Below are 14306 nucleotides of genomic sequence, written 5' to 3' on the forward strand. Positions count from 1 at the left end.
TTATAGGAAAGATCAGAGCGGTAAATCAGCCAGTGCTAATAATTGCTGAAGTTGCTCTGTCTGTACACTGTTCAATCCAATAAAGGGTGAGGTACAACGGTCTGAATTAATTATTCCTTTCAATTGCAACGCTTTTTTAAAGGTTGGAATAAACGGAGAATTCACGCCATAAATGGCCATCAGTTGGTCAACACGTTGTTGATGTTTAGCGACAAGCGCTAAATCACCTTTTGCAAAGGCTTGCATCCATGAAGAAAAAAATTGTGGAATAATATTTGAAAGCCCACCAATACAACCACTTCCACCCGATAACACCACATGAGCAAAATTGTTGTCGTAACCTGCGTAGACTTCAAAGTGAGGAATGCGGGATTTCACTACATCAATAACTTGCGCCGTATGATTTGTATCTGGAATGGTATCTTTCAAGCCAATAATATGAGGGTATTTATCTGCTAAGCGTAAACACACTTCAGGGGATACGGAATACCCTGTACGCTCAGGGAAGTTATAAATAAAGATTTTTGCTGACGTTTTTTCCGCTATGGTGCTGTAAAAGCGAAATACGCCCTCGTCATCCAATGGGAAATAATATGGGCTAATAATCATCACCCCATCAACCCCTTGCTCGTTCGCATAATTAGCAAGTTCAATCGATTCATTGACATCCAACCGGCTCGCCCCTGCATAGACCTTCATATCCCCTTTAGGGTAATCACCACAAAGGTCAATCAGGGCTTTCGAACTGTTCATGTCTAACGCAAAAAATTCCCCTGTACTGCCCATCGTGACAAAACCCGATACTTTTCCACTTAGTGAATCATAGACTTGTCGATTCTGTTCCGTATCAACGCGGCCTTTGTCATCAAAAATTGTTACAACGGGGGTGATATAGCGACTTTCCATACTCAACTGCTCCATTTCGTTATTGTTCATATATACAAACCTTATTCATAAATAAAAACAACAATAAACAACCATGAAAAATGGATTGAGTCAAATTTGAACAAGGTCAAAATAAAAATGCTTTAATTAATTGATTTAAATGATATAAACATGAGTTTATTGCTTGTATTAAAAACAAAAAGATCATTTTTTATTGGTAAATTTTGAACAGGATCACGACTTTTGCCATCAAGCGCACAATGTCATTGGATAGATTTAGAAAAGAAATGGGTTTTTGTGAGTGATTTACATAGTGCAGTTTTGAACCTAGAATAGCGGCACAATTAATCAGGGAGGTGGTTCAATGTCTACGGGGCACATGCCGACAATTCGTGTTTTAGAGGTACTTCAAGTATTAGCAGCTGAAAACACAGGGCTATCTTTAACACAACTTTCTGATAAAACAGGCATTTTAAAAGGGACTATTTACCCTATTCTAAAAACGTTGGTTGAGCACCGTTATATTAATTACGATGATAACAGCCAGCTTTATTACCTTGGCATCGCCTGTTCTATTCTTTCTCGGGTTTTCTTCGAAAAATCGTATTGGCTGAAAATGATCCACCGAGAAATGGGGTTGATTGTTGAGCAGTGTAACGAAGTTTGCCAAATGGGCATTTTAGATGGTGCTGATGTCCTGTATATTGATAAAGTACAATCTGCACAAAAAGTCCAGTTAGTGTCCAGTATTGGCACCCGCCTACCCGCTATCTATTCTGCGCTAGGTAAAGCAATGATTTTTAACTACAGTGATGAACAAATTTCCCAGCTTTATCCCACAGGTTTCACGCCGCTGACGCAATACAGTGTTCACTCCCTGCCACAATTACGTGAGCAACTAAATGCAGTAAAAGAAAATGGTTATGCCATTGATAATAAAGAAATCAATGAAGAAACTATTTGCTATGCGGTTGCATTGCGCCAACGAAATAAAATTATTGCTGCTATCAGTGTGTCTATCCCCACCTTCCGTGGTAGTAATGAAAAAATTGCCCAAGTCATTGAAACGCTGTTAACGAGCCGTGAACGCATCGAACAAGAACTTAACACGCTAGATAATATTGAATTTTATAGATAATAAAAATTCAATATTAGCAAATATAGTCTAAAATGATCTGGAACAAAGGTTTCCAAATGCCATATTATTTTATTGATTGTTAGCAAAATATGACAATTTAGCGTGAATGTAACAGGCAGTTTCTGAGGTTTATATCAATAAATCCAGTGCTAAATTCAGACATAAGTTAAATACCGTAGCAAAGGGTTCATATTGCACTTAAATAATTAACATTTATATGCATATTTTCACTTTCAATGTCGCTAAAAATGCTCTTTATAAAAATTTTTAATAAAATTTAAAATATATTTAATTTATATTTTTCAATTGGTTAGATTGCAAATTAACAATTTATTAACCATTTAAGGGGTATTCTCGCGAGTGTTCATGATCCATATCAAATTTCTCACTTATCCCCTTTGTTACTATTATTGCGTGCTATAATTAATCAACTTTGTAAGAGAGTGTTAGTATGAAAGCTGACAACCCTTTTAATTTATTACCACCTGCTGTAATGGCGCAAGTCGCGGATGATGCTGGCTTTTATAAAGCGAACAAACATCCTGTGATTACTTACTTGTCAGCATTCACTGCCGGTATTTTTATTTCTATTGCTTTTGTTTTCTATATTACTGCAACAACTGGGGCTGCCGACGCACCGTACGGCTTTACCAAACTGATTGGCGGGATTTGTTTCTCACTCGGTTTAATGTTAGTCGTTGTTTGTGGTGCCGACCTTTTCACTTCCACTGTCTTAACTATCGTTTCTAAAGCCACAGGTAAAATTACTTGGGGGCAAATGTTCCGCAATTGGTTCAATGTGTATATTGGCAACCTAATTGGTGCGCTATTCTTTGTCGCTATTATTTGGTTTGCGGGGCAATACACCGCGGCTAATGGCCTGTGGGGACTTAATGTCTTACAAACCAGTAGCCATAAATTGCACCATACCTTTGTTGAAGCAGTTGCACTCGGAATTTTAGCAAATTTAATGGTTTGTCTGGCTGTTTGGATGAGTTATTCAGGACGCAGTTTAACCGACAAACTGGTTGTTTTAGTTCTCCCTGTTGCGATGTTTGTCGCCAGCGGGTTTGAGCATAGCATCGCAAACATGTTTATGATCCCATTGGGGATTATGATTAAAGAATTCGCTCCAGCTGAATATTGGACACAAATCAATATGGCACCTGAGCAGTTTTCACACTTAACGATTGGAAATTTTATTACAGATAACTTAATTCCAGTCACTATCGGAAATATTATTGGCGGCGCGCTTTTAGTCGGCCTCATTTATTGGTTTATGCATTTACGCGGTGGCCAAAAACATTAATCGCCACTGACACACACGAAAAGATTTATTAAGATCCCTAAAAGATCCACTGTTAAAAGGTAAAAGTATCATGTCCGAATTAAATGAAAAATTCGCTTTAGCATGGCAAGGTTTTAACCAAGGTGACTGGCAGAAAAACGTCAACGTACGTGACTTCATCCAGAAAAACTACACTCCATATGAAGGTGATGAATCTTTCTTAGCAGGCTCTACCCCAGCAACTGACTCGCTGTGGGATAAAGTTATGGAAGGGATCAAAATCGAAAACCGCACACATGCGCCTGTTGATTTTGATACAGATGTTGCTTCAACCATCACTTCCCATGATGCAGGTTACATTACTAAAGAATTAGAAAAAGTCGTTGGTTTACAAACTGATGAACCTCTGAAACGCGGTCTTATCCCGTTCGGCGGTATCAAAATGGTTGAAAGCTCATGTAAAGCCTACGACCGTACATTAGACCCAACTGTGAAAAAAATCTTCACAGAATACCGTAAAACTCATAACCAAGGTGTTTTCGACGTTTATACGCCAGACATCTTAAAATGCCGTAAATCAGGTGTGTTAACCGGTTTACCAGATGCATACGGTCGTGGTCGTATCATCGGTGACTACCGTCGCGTTGCGCTGTACGGTATTGATTTCCTGATGAAAGACAAGTTCCAACAATTCACTTCTCTACAAGAAAAATTAGAGAAAGGTGAAGATTTACAAATGACTATCCAACTGCGCGAAGAAATTGCTGAACAGCACCGTGCACTGGGTCAAATGAAAGAAATGGCTGCAAAATACGGTTACGATATTTCTGCGCCAGCAACTAACGCACAAGAAGCAGTACAGTGGACTTACTTTGGCTATTTAGCTGCGGTTAAATCACAAAACGGTGCGGCAATGTCATTTGGTCGTGTTTCTACTTTCTTAGACGTGTATATCCAACGCGATATCGAAGAAGGCAAAATCACTGAGCAAGAAGCGCAAGAACTGATTGACCACTTAGTCATGAAGCTGCGTATGGTCCGTTTCTTACGTACCCCTGAATACGATGAGCTGTTCTCTGGTGACCCAATTTGGGCAACAGAATCTTTAGCAGGTATGGGTCTTGATGGCCGTACACTGGTAACGAAAAGTACTTTCCGTTTCTTGAACACACTGTATACCATGGGCCCATCTCCTGAGCCAAACATGACTATCCTGTGGTCAGAAAAACTGCCAATGAATTTCAAAAAATTCGCGGCGAAAGTGTCTATCGATACCTCATCAGTTCAGTACGAAAATGATGACCTGATGCGTCCTGACTTTGATAACGACGACTATGCAATCGCATGTTGCGTTAGCCCAATGATTGTGGGTAAACAAATGCAGTTCTTCGGTGCTCGCGCTAACTTAGCGAAAACCATGCTGTATACCATCAATGGTGGTGTGGACGAAAAACTGAAAATGCAAGTGGGCCCTAAACACGCGCCAATCATGGATGAAGTCCTTGATTTCGATACCGTGATGGACAAAATGGACCACTTTATGGATTGGTTAGCGACGCAATACGTCACTGCGTTGAACATCATCCACTACATGCACGATAAATACAGCTATGAAGCATCGCTGATGGCTCTGCATGACCGTGATGTTTACCGTACAATGGCATGTGGTATCGCAGGTCTGTCTGTTGCTGCTGACTCACTGTCTGCTATCAAATACGCAAAAGTTAAACCTATCCGTGACGAAGACGGCATCGCTGTTGACTTCGAAATCGAAGGTGAATACCCACAATTTGGTAACAATGACTCACGTGTTGATGACATCGCTTGTGACTTAGTTGAACGTTTCATGAAGAAAATTCAGAAACTGCAAACTTACCGTAACGCGGTACCAACTCAGTCAATTCTGACCATCACGTCAAACGTTGTGTATGGTAAGAAAACAGGTAACACACCAGATGGTCGTCGCTCAGGTGCGCCATTCGGACCAGGTGCAAACCCAATGCACGGCCGTGACCAAAAAGGTGCTGTAGCCTCTCTGACTTCTGTTGCTAAACTGCCATTTGCTTACGCAAAAGACGGTATCTCTTATACCTTCTCTATCGTACCAAATGCGTTAGGTAAAGATGACGATGTTCGTAAAACTAACTTAGCAGGTCTGATGGATGGTTACTTCCACCACGAAGCGTCTATTGAAGGCGGCCAGCACCTGAACGTTAACGTTATGAACCGTGAAATGCTGTTAGAAGCGATGGAAAACCCAGAGAAATATCCACAGCTGACTATCCGTGTATCAGGTTATGCAGTGCGTTTTAACTCACTGACTAAAGAACAACAGCAAGACGTTATTACTCGTACTTTCACAAGTTCAATGTAATAATTAGCTCATTAAAATAAAGTAAATTAAAGACCCCGCTTTATGGGGTCTTTTTATCTATACTGTCAGTAAAAGACTACAAATCACTATTTTATGCATAAAGTCTTAGAAGTATGACGGATATTTTGGAGTACCTGCTATGTCTGCCGAAATTATTACAACAACCGATATCACTAAAACGGAAGCTCCAGCAACATTAGGCCGTATTCATTCATTTGAATCTTGTGGCACTGTTGATGGTCCCGGTATTCGTTTTATTGTCTTTTTCCAAGGCTGCTTAATGCGTTGCCTGTATTGCCACAATCGCGATACTTGGGATACCCATGGCGGCAATATTGTCACCGTCGATGAATTAATGAAAGAAGCGGTCACTTATCGCCACTTTATGAATGCTACGGGCGGTGGTGTCACGGCCTCTGGTGGTGAAGCTATTTTACAAGCCGAGTTCGTTCGTGATTGGTTCCGCGCCTGTAAAAAAGAGAATATCCACACTTGTTTAGATACTAACGGCTTTGTCCGTCGTTATGATCCTGTGATTGACGAACTAATGGATGTTACTGATTTGGTGATGTTAGATTTAAAACAAATCAACGATGACATTCACCAAAAATTAGTCGGTGTATCCAATCACCGCACTTTAGAATTTGCGCAATATTTAGCTAAACGTAATCAAAAAACGTGGGTGCGATATGTTGTAGTACCAGGCTGGAGCGATGACGACCATTCGGTGCATCTGCTCGGTGAATTTACCAAAGACATGAGCAATATCGAAAAAATCGAATTATTGCCTTACCATGAACTTGGTAAACACAAATGGGAAACCATGGGTGAAGAATACAAACTAGATGGGGTTAAACCACCGTCAAAAGAAGTGATGGAACGCGTCAAAAATATCCTTGAAAGTTATGGCCATAAAGTCATGTACTAACCAATTTGAGGCTCCTAATAGAGCCTCTTCTTTATCTGCCATTATTCCTATCTAAATAAAGGTAAATGACCAATAAGCTGAGTCACTGCCTTTTTATTTCCCACCAACCCAATTCCCGCCAACTGAATATTTTTATATTCGTGTTCTGATAGTTTTTGCTGATACTCATCATAAGTTCGGCACGACTGCGCCAATAAACTAAAAGGTATGATATAAATTTCACTTTCCTTTAATGCCGCCATTTCTATATCTTTAATATATTGTTCTGGTGATTTTAAAATCGGTAAAGGGGCATAAATTACTCCCGGATAATGAATATTATCCGCACTGTTTAAATCCTTCCCCACCATATTGTTAACTTTGTTTCCTAAGCTCACACCAATCACACTAGCTGCATTCATAGCAAGCCCATTAGATAGTTCCTGATTAACCACGATAGCGCAGCGATGCTCAGCTGGATTAAATATCATTCCTGTCCCCTACTGTTTTTAATTATGTTCAATTTCCCAAATATTATGGCATTTAAAGAAAGAAATAGGCTTTCTAACTCAGCTATGGCAAGCTTGTTATTCGGTAATTTTTTTCTCTATTTGGTAAAAAATAGGTAGGAATGTTCATTTATGGTAATTGATAAGACAGAAATAAAAATCCTTTCACTCCTACAAGCGGATGCGCGGATCACCAATCATGAACTGGCTGAAAAAGTGGGCATGTCTGCCTCACCTTGCTGGCGGAGAGTAAAAAAACTTGAAGAAGATAATATTATTCAAGGTTATCGCGCGATCCTAAACCGCAAGAAAATTGGCTTAGGTGTCATGGTATTTGTGCGAGTGATTATTGATAGCGATAGCGAGGCAGAAGCGCAAAAATTTGAACAAGAAGTCAGTGAACTTGAAAATGTTGTCGCTTGTTATAGCATTGGTGGCGATACCGACTTTTTATTACAAGTGGTTTCCCATGATTTAGATTCTTACGCCGATTTTGCGATGTCAGTCATTCGTAGATTACCCGGTATTAAAGAGATGCAAAGTATGTTTGTATTAAAAGAAATCAAACCGCTTGATACTTATCCAATATCTATTTTTGAATAACTTATCGAAGTTTACCTTATTCTTTACAATGGTTATTAGTTATATTTTATTCCACAAAACAACCATTCTCTAGAAATAACCATCCTATTTAAAGTAAAAACAACCCTATATCCAACCAATAAATACCAGTTTTAACAGTCTATAAATTCAAGATAAAGTGAGTAATTACTTTATTACCCTAAAAAATAGTTTATTAAGAAAAAATTAATCAAAAATACCTTACCAGAATAGTCTGCTTTATAATGTATTAACTTATCTGCATACTACAGCCGATAAAGTAAAAGAGTACATATAAACTCACAGACTTTTTTATAATAATTATTGCTAATTCACTACAAAAAATAGGTTCCTTTTTTATCATGAATAATGAAAACTTCAGTGCAGATAACAACCCTGCACCTACAATTAACGCTCAAACTCAAGTTGATACTTTTGTTTTTCACGCTGAGCCTCGCGCTGTTGATGCAGGTGAAGGTGTAAACTGGATCAGCCAATCATGGTCACTGGTTAAAGAAAAACTGGGCATGTGGATCTTAATCAATATCGTATTATTTGCATTGATTCTGATTATCTCCATGATCCCATTCTTAAACTTACTAATCACCTTTATTACCCCAATTTTTGTTGGTGGCATCATCGCTATCAGCGAAAACCAGCGTAAAACTGGCCAAGCAGAAATTGGTTTATTATTCGCAGGTTTCCAAAATAAATTCGGTGCACTGTTTGCTGTTGGTGCCATTAACTTTGCTGCAAACTTAGTCGGTATGATCATCGCCTTTATCATTGGCGGTTCTGCGATGTTTGGCTTATTAATGGAAAGCAACCAATACGGCTCACCATCTGATGCGGCGATTTTAGCATCTTCAGGTTCATTCTTCTTCGCTATCATTGTGATGGCAGTTGCGGGCTTAGTGGGTACAGCGTTAACTTGGTTTGCTCCTGCTCTAGTCATGAACCACGATTTCACTGTTGGTGCTGCAATTTCAGCTAGCCTGCAAGCGGTTAAGAAAAATATCCTACCAGGTATCTTGTTCTTTATCGTTCTGTCTATCTTAATGATTATCTCTGTGATCCCATTAGGCTTAGGCTTATTAGTTTCTATGCCTATTATGTATGTTTGCTATTACAGCAGCTACCGCAGCCTATTTTTCTCACAAGTAAAATAAGCAGTAAAACGAAATAGATTATATTTTGAAAAGGAAAGCTTAGCTTTCCTTTTTTATTATCACACATCCAAGTTCTTCTTTACGCTACAATGATTTTATCAACCTAAATTGAGCTTATCTGCCATGCACTTTGATATAACGGATCTACAGTTGTGTGTAAATATCGCCAATGCAGGCAGCATCACTGGTGGCGCAAGTTTAACGCACATTACGCTGCAATCTGCCAGCGAACGAGTTAGAGGCCTTGAAAGTGAGCTTGGTACCCCCTTATTTATCCGTTCGACCAGAGGTGTTTCTTTATCCAATGCTGGCATTGCTTTTATTGAGCACGCTAATGGCATTTTGCAACGTATTGATTTAATGAAAGATGAAATGCGCCAATATAGCCAAGGGCTACGTGGACATATCAATCTTTTATGTAATGCTTCTGCTCAAATGGAGTTTTTACCTGAACGCATTGGCGCGTATTTACAGCAACAACCGAATATGTCGATATCCGTCAAAGAGATGCCAAGCCATGAAATTGTTACAACTATCAAAAATAAAATGGCCAATATTGGGATCGTTGCAGACTCTACCGATTTATCAGGATTAGCATTTCGCCCTTTTTGTTCGGATGAACTGATTGTACTGGTTCATTATCATCACCCATTAACAGATCAGCAGCATGTGTCATTCAATGATGTTATACATTCAGATTTTATTGGGTTATCTGAAGATAATTCATTACAAAAACATATTGATAACTATGCCAAGCAGCAAGGTTTTCGTTTGAACTATCGAGTTCGCCTTCCTACCCTTGATGCAGTTATGCAACTGGTAGCAAATGAAGTGGGCATTGCCATTATTCCCAAACAGGCAGCACAACGCATTTTATCACCCCAAACAAAAATACTGATACTGACAGAAAAATGGGCACAACGAAAATTGGTTATTTGTGCCCGCGATTTTAATCTGCTTCCTGAATATACCAATGAATTTATTAACTTTTTAATTAATTGGCAAAATAAACCTTAAGGTTTTATCGCCATATACATGCCCAAAAGCACCAATCCACTAAAAAAGCAGCGGCGAAATACGCTTTCATTCATAATTTTGCGCAGGTATTGCCCTAAATACATCCCAATCAATGCAGGGAGTAATGCGATAAAAGACAAACCATAATCGATATACTCTTGTTGACCACTATTCCAAAGTTTAATTGCCAAGGCGAGCGTCGATACGGTGAAGGCTAAGCCAAGCGACTGTATTAATTCATCTTTATTTAGTTTTAGTGTTTGCAAATAAGGCACAGCGGGAATAACAAAAACGCCGGTTGCAGCGGTAATAACCCCGGTAAGGTAACCCACTATTGGTGAAAGCCAACGCTCAGATTTTCCGCTGGAAGGCATCTTTTTTGCCAATAACCCCCAAATACCATAAAGTACTAGCACGCAGCCTAATGCAGGCAATGTCCAAACTGAATTTTCAGTTAAAGAGGGCAAAAAACTCCATAATGTGCCAACAATTATTCCCGCCATCAATCCCCACAGACGTTTTATTAATGCGATAAATTGGGAACCAATAAGTAGTTGCCAAATGTTAGTCACTAAGGAAGGTATGATCAGTATACTTGCCGCAATCGCGGGCTCCATGGTCGTACTCAAAAGCCCCATCGCAATAGTTGGTAACCCTAGCCCAATCACACCTTTAATTATTCCAGCCAATAAAAAAACACCAATCATTATTTCCATTTAATTTATCTCTCATACGTACGATAGCTCACAGACTATCGATAGCTTAGAAGCATCACCATCAGGAATATATTTAGAGGGGGTTAGGTAAATATTGAGGAGGAGGATGGTTGTTTGATTTGGATAAAAAAACCGCCAAGGTTACCCGAGGCGGTTTTTGTGCATAAACTATATGGCGATTAATTAGCCAATATATTCTAAGCCTTTCATATACGGACGTAATACTTCAGGTACTTCAATACGGCCATCAGCTAATTGGTAGTTTTCTAAAATTGCCACCAATGTACGACCTACTGCTAAGCCTGAGCCATTCAACGTGTGAACAAGCTGGGTTTTCTTATCGCTCTTACCGCGGAAACGCGCTTGCATACGACGCGCTTGGAAATCCCACATGTTTGAACAAGAAGAGATTTCACGGTAGGTATTTTGCGCTGGTAACCACACTTCTAAATCGTAAGTTTTACGTGAACCAAAACCGATATCACCAGTACATAAGATCACTTTACGGTATGGTAAGTTCAGTAATTGCAGAACTTTTTCAGCGTGCCCCGTTAGCTCCTCCAGTGCATCCATCGATTTTTCAGGATGAACAATTTGCACTAATTCAACTTTGTCGAACTGGTGCATACGGATAAGACCACGGGTATCACGGCCATAAGAACCTGCTTCTGAACGGAAACATGGCGTGTGAGCGGTCATTTTCAGAGGAAGTGCATCTTCATCTAAAATTTCATCACGAACCAAGTTAGTCACAGGCACTTCAGCAGTTGGGATCAACGCATAAGTGCTGCTATCGGCTTCTTCTTCCAGTGGTTTTGTGTGGAATAAGTCTTCGCCAAATTTCGGCAACTGGCCTGTACCATACAGCGTATCATGGTTAACTAAATACGGAACATACAGTTCTTGGTAACCATGCTGCTCAGTATGTAAATCCAGCATGAACTGGGCTAACGCACGGTGCATACGGGCAACTTGCCCTTTCATCACAACAAAGCGTGCACCAGTCAGTTTAACCGCAGCAGGGAAATCCAAACCGCCTGTTAATTCACCAAGACTAACGTGATCGCGAACTTCGAAATCATACTGGCGAGGCTCGCCCCAGCGCGCAACTTCGACGTTATCAGAGTCATCTCTGCCGTCAGGCACTTGGTCATCTGGAATATTCGGGATACTTAAAGCAATATCACGGATTTCTTGTTGCAGCTTGTCTAACTCTGCCTTCGCAGAATCCAATTTTTCGCCTAATTGGTTAACTTCCAGACGTAATGGCTCAATGTCTTCACCACGTGCTTTAGCCGCACCGATAGTTTTCGATCGCGAGTTACGGTCTGCTTGCAGGGTTTCAGTTTCAACTTGTAAAACTTTGCGGCGTTCTTCGAGTTCACGCAGCTTTTCCACATCAAGGGTAAAACCCCTGCGAGCCAGTTTTTCAGCAACCGCGTCTAGCTCCGTACGCAGTAAATTGGGATCGAGCATGCTTATCCTGTGAGTATTGTGAGTAATAGATGATACTTTTGATGATGCATTCTAGCACCATCAATAAAGTAAAGTATTTCGCTATATAACCTTACCGCATTGCCCAGTTTAGCGGTAGCGTTTTGTGGTACTAATTTGATCCTGTTGGGCTAACCAGTCTAATTTTTCAGCAAATTTGCTTTCTAAGCCACGTTTTGTTGGGTAGTAATAACGGGTTGTTTGCATTGGTTCAGGAAAATAATTCTCACCCGCTGCATAGGCATTAGGCTCATCATGGGCATAACGGTATTCTTTACCCGCTCCCATCTCTTTTAATAGTTTTGTTGGTGCGTTACGTAAGTGATCAGGAACATCATAATCAGGCTGCATTTGCGCATCTTTAATCGCGGCTTTGTATGCCGTGTAGACCGCATTACTTTTAGGTGCGCAAGCTAAATAAACAATGGCTTGAGCGATTGCGCGCTCCCCCTCCGCTGGCCCAACTCGTGTAAAGCAATCCCAAGCAGAAACCGCTACTTGCATTGCACGAGGATCGGCATTCCCGACATCTTCGGAAGCAATGGCTAATAAACGGCGCGCCACATACAACGGATCGCCACCCGCTGTAATGATCCTTGCATACCAATACAGTGCAGCATCTGGTGCTGATCCCCGAACTGATTTATGCAATGCAGAGATCAAATCGTAAAAACGATCGCCTTTGTTATCAAACCGCGCAGTACGTTCACCACTGACTTCTTTGAGTAAATCCGCGGTTAAAAATCGCTGGCCTTGGCTATCGGCTTCAGCCATATCCGCCATCATTTCAAGTAAATTTAGCGATCGCCTTGCATCCCCATTAACAAGCTGCGCTATCATCTTGCGTGTACTATCTGGTAAGACAATATTTTGCCCACCAAGCCCACGAGATGCATCTGCCAGAGCTTGTAATAGCACTTGCTCAATATCGTCCTCTTCTAAGGATTTGAGCAAATAGACTCTTGCACGGGATAACAGTGCTGAATTTAATTCAAATGAAGGGTTTTCAGTTGTCGCGCCAATAAAGGTGATCGTGCCATCTTCAATATGCGGTAAAAAAGCATCTTGTTGGCTTTTATTAAAACGATGAACTTCATCCACAAACAAAATCGTTCTGCGCCCTGCACTGCGGTTCTGACGTGCTTTTTCGATGGATTCGCGGATTTCTTTAATACCTGAAGTCACCGCTGAAATACGTTCAATATCCGCGTGGGCATAATGACCAATGATTTCTGCCAACGTTGTTTTGCCTGTTCCCGGAGGCCCCCATAAAATCATGGAATGCAGATGCCCAGCCTTGATTGCTCTTGGTAAGGGTTTTCCTTCAGCCAGCAAGTGCCGTTGACCAATATATTGCTCAAGAGTTTCGGGCCGCATACGCGCCGCTAAAGGTTGAAATTCATTCTGCGAAAAGTCGAGAGACAGGTTACCCACAATATCCTCTTTATTGCCGCTTAAAGCTAATGACTAACTCGCTAACCACCAGCAGAAAATACCGATGGTTAGCGATAAAAACAGGTTTAAGGCTTATTTTGCACTTGAACGTTGATCGTCCAACGTCACGCCTTTCGGTACTGTAAACTTAAACTTACTGGCATCAACATAGCCATTTTTTTGCTGTTTTAGCTGATAAGCGCTGGTTTGCCCATCTTGCTCAACCGCAGAGAATTTCTCAATAGTGCCTTCAGGCGAAACCGTGATCGAGAATTTTTTCAACGTGCCATTTGTTTGCTTAGGTTTAAGGTCAAATGTATTGCCCTGTTGAATGATTGAGTATTGCTTCCAATCTTTCGGGTCATTACGCGTGATCAATAAAAATGGCGTGTCTTGGGTCGCATCGGCTAAGTTTGTAACAGTCACTTGCTCAACAAATGGGTTATAAAACCATAAATTTTTACCGTCAGAAACTAACACGCTTTCATCAGGGGATGTCATATTCCAGTTAAATAAATTAGGGCGCTCTAACCATAAATCACCGACGCCTTCTTGAACAAGATCACCCTCTGGGCTAGTTACCTTTTGTGAAAAACTGGCTTGAAAACTATTGACCTTATTCAGTCGTGCTTGAAGGTCTTGACTCGCATCAGCCAGTACTTGGCCGATATGTAAACTGAAGGCTAATGCACCTAACAACATCATTTTTTTCATCGAACAAAGACCTTAATATGATTACCTTAAGAGGCGTGATGACGTTATACACCCCTTATAT

The 14306-nt window shown here is 40.5% G+C and carries 13 protein-coding genes; 7 read left to right on the forward strand and 6 right to left on the reverse strand.

Annotated elements, in window-relative coordinates; all coding sequences use genetic code 11:
* Positions 1-12 precede the first annotated feature (12 nt).
* Entirely contained in the window at positions 13-906 is an 894-nt protein-coding gene (locus J6836_RS11185; RefSeq protein WP_219249488.1) for a dihydrodipicolinate synthase family protein, read from the reverse strand.
* A gap of 343 nt (positions 907-1249) precedes the next feature.
* Here J6836_RS11185 and J6836_RS11190 point away from each other — a divergent pair, with 343 nt between their 5' ends.
* The 4 genes from J6836_RS11190 to pflA all read left to right on the forward strand — a co-directional run bounded on the left by J6836_RS11190 (position 1250) and on the right by pflA (position 6613).
* The gene (locus tag J6836_RS11190) at positions 1250-2023 is read left to right on the forward strand and encodes an IclR family transcriptional regulator (RefSeq protein ID WP_219249303.1); all 774 of its coding nucleotides are present in this window, start codon (positions 1250-1252) and stop codon (positions 2021-2023) included.
* Positions 2024-2474: 451 nt separating this feature from the next.
* Complete coding sequence (gene focA / locus J6836_RS11195) at positions 2475-3332, forward strand: formate transporter FocA (protein WP_219249305.1); 858 nt, start codon at positions 2475-2477, stop codon at positions 3330-3332.
* Between the two features lie 70 nt (positions 3333-3402).
* Complete coding sequence (gene pflB, locus J6836_RS11200; protein ID WP_219249307.1) at positions 3403-5685, forward strand: formate C-acetyltransferase; 2283 nt, start codon at positions 3403-3405, stop codon at positions 5683-5685.
* A 139-nt stretch (positions 5686-5824) separates the two neighbouring features.
* A complete protein-coding gene (gene pflA, locus J6836_RS11205; RefSeq protein ID WP_219249309.1) occupies positions 5825-6613 on the forward strand; it encodes a pyruvate formate lyase 1-activating protein in 789 nt (262 codons plus the stop codon).
* Positions 6614-6660: 47 nt separating this feature from the next.
* Here pflA and J6836_RS11210 read toward each other — a convergent pair whose 3' ends face one another.
* Positions 6661-7083, reverse strand: coding sequence for a DUF2000 domain-containing protein (locus tag J6836_RS11210; protein WP_219249311.1), 423 nt, complete (start codon positions 7081-7083; stop codon positions 6661-6663).
* A 150-nt stretch (positions 7084-7233) separates the two neighbouring features.
* Between J6836_RS11210 and J6836_RS11215 the strand changes: the two genes are divergently transcribed.
* The 3 genes from J6836_RS11215 to J6836_RS11225 all read left to right on the forward strand — a co-directional run bounded on the left by J6836_RS11215 (position 7234) and on the right by J6836_RS11225 (position 9887).
* Complete coding sequence (locus J6836_RS11215) at positions 7234-7704, forward strand: Lrp/AsnC family transcriptional regulator (RefSeq protein WP_219244153.1); 471 nt, start codon at positions 7234-7236, stop codon at positions 7702-7704.
* Between the two features lie 359 nt (positions 7705-8063).
* A complete protein-coding gene (locus J6836_RS11220) occupies positions 8064-8870 on the forward strand; it encodes a BPSS1780 family membrane protein (protein ID WP_219244154.1) in 807 nt (268 codons plus the stop codon).
* 123 nt (positions 8871-8993) lie between these two features.
* The gene (locus J6836_RS11225; RefSeq protein WP_219244155.1) at positions 8994-9887 is read left to right on the forward strand and encodes a LysR family transcriptional regulator; all 894 of its coding nucleotides are present in this window, start codon (positions 8994-8996) and stop codon (positions 9885-9887) included.
* Here J6836_RS11225 and J6836_RS11230 read toward each other — a convergent pair.
* From J6836_RS11230 to lolA, 4 genes are all read right to left on the reverse strand, one after another.
* Positions 9884-10603, reverse strand: a complete 720-nt coding sequence (locus J6836_RS11230; protein ID WP_219244156.1) for a sulfite exporter TauE/SafE family protein — start codon at positions 10601-10603, stop codon at positions 9884-9886. The two genes, J6836_RS11225 and J6836_RS11230, sit on opposite strands and share 4 nt — an antisense overlap.
* 183 nt (positions 10604-10786) lie before the next feature.
* The gene (gene serS / locus J6836_RS11235; protein WP_219244157.1) at positions 10787-12079 is read right to left on the reverse strand and encodes a serine--tRNA ligase; all 1293 of its coding nucleotides are present in this window, start codon (positions 12077-12079) and stop codon (positions 10787-10789) included.
* Positions 12080-12187: 108 nt separating this feature from the next.
* On the reverse strand, positions 12188-13531 hold the full coding sequence (locus J6836_RS11240) for a replication-associated recombination protein A (protein ID WP_219244158.1): 1344 nt from the start codon (positions 13529-13531) through the stop codon (positions 12188-12190).
* Positions 13532-13624: 93 nt separating this feature from the next.
* The gene (gene lolA / locus J6836_RS11245) at positions 13625-14245 is read right to left on the reverse strand and encodes an outer membrane lipoprotein chaperone LolA (RefSeq protein WP_219244159.1); all 621 of its coding nucleotides are present in this window, start codon (positions 14243-14245) and stop codon (positions 13625-13627) included.
* Positions 14246-14306: the final 61 nt, after the last annotated feature.

The sequence above is a fragment of the Providencia sp. R33 genome, assembly GCF_019343475.1.
In the GTDB taxonomy this organism is placed as follows: domain Bacteria; phylum Pseudomonadota; class Gammaproteobacteria; order Enterobacterales; family Enterobacteriaceae; genus Providencia.

What these genes read in the sequence shown, in the direction of transcription:
- J6836_RS11185 (WP_219249488.1), bottom strand. Translation starts at nt 906, where the DNA reads ATGGAAAGTCGCTATATCACCCCCGTTGTAACAATTTTTGATGACAAA.
- J6836_RS11190 (WP_219249303.1), top strand. Translation starts at nt 1,250, where the DNA reads ATGTCTACGGGGCACATGCCGACAATTCGTGTTTTAGAGGTACTTCAA.
- focA (WP_219249305.1), top strand. Translation starts at nt 2,475, where the DNA reads ATGAAAGCTGACAACCCTTTTAATTTATTACCACCTGCTGTAATGGCG.
- pflB (WP_219249307.1), top strand. Translation starts at nt 3,403, where the DNA reads ATGTCCGAATTAAATGAAAAATTCGCTTTAGCATGGCAAGGTTTTAAC.
- pflA (WP_219249309.1), top strand. Translation starts at nt 5,825, where the DNA reads ATGTCTGCCGAAATTATTACAACAACCGATATCACTAAAACGGAAGCT.
- J6836_RS11210 (WP_219249311.1), bottom strand. Translation starts at nt 7,083, where the DNA reads ATGATATTTAATCCAGCTGAGCATCGCTGCGCTATCGTGGTTAATCAG.
- J6836_RS11215 (WP_219244153.1), top strand. Translation starts at nt 7,234, where the DNA reads ATGGTAATTGATAAGACAGAAATAAAAATCCTTTCACTCCTACAAGCG.
- J6836_RS11220 (WP_219244154.1), top strand. Translation starts at nt 8,064, where the DNA reads ATGAATAATGAAAACTTCAGTGCAGATAACAACCCTGCACCTACAATT.
- J6836_RS11225 (WP_219244155.1), top strand. Translation starts at nt 8,994, where the DNA reads ATGCACTTTGATATAACGGATCTACAGTTGTGTGTAAATATCGCCAAT.
- J6836_RS11230 (WP_219244156.1), bottom strand. Translation starts at nt 10,603, where the DNA reads ATGGAAATAATGATTGGTGTTTTTTTATTGGCTGGAATAATTAAAGGT.
- serS (WP_219244157.1), bottom strand. Translation starts at nt 12,079, where the DNA reads ATGCTCGATCCCAATTTACTGCGTACGGAGCTAGACGCGGTTGCTGAA.
- lolA (WP_219244159.1), bottom strand. Translation starts at nt 14,245, where the DNA reads ATGAAAAAAATGATGTTGTTAGGTGCATTAGCCTTCAGTTTACATATC.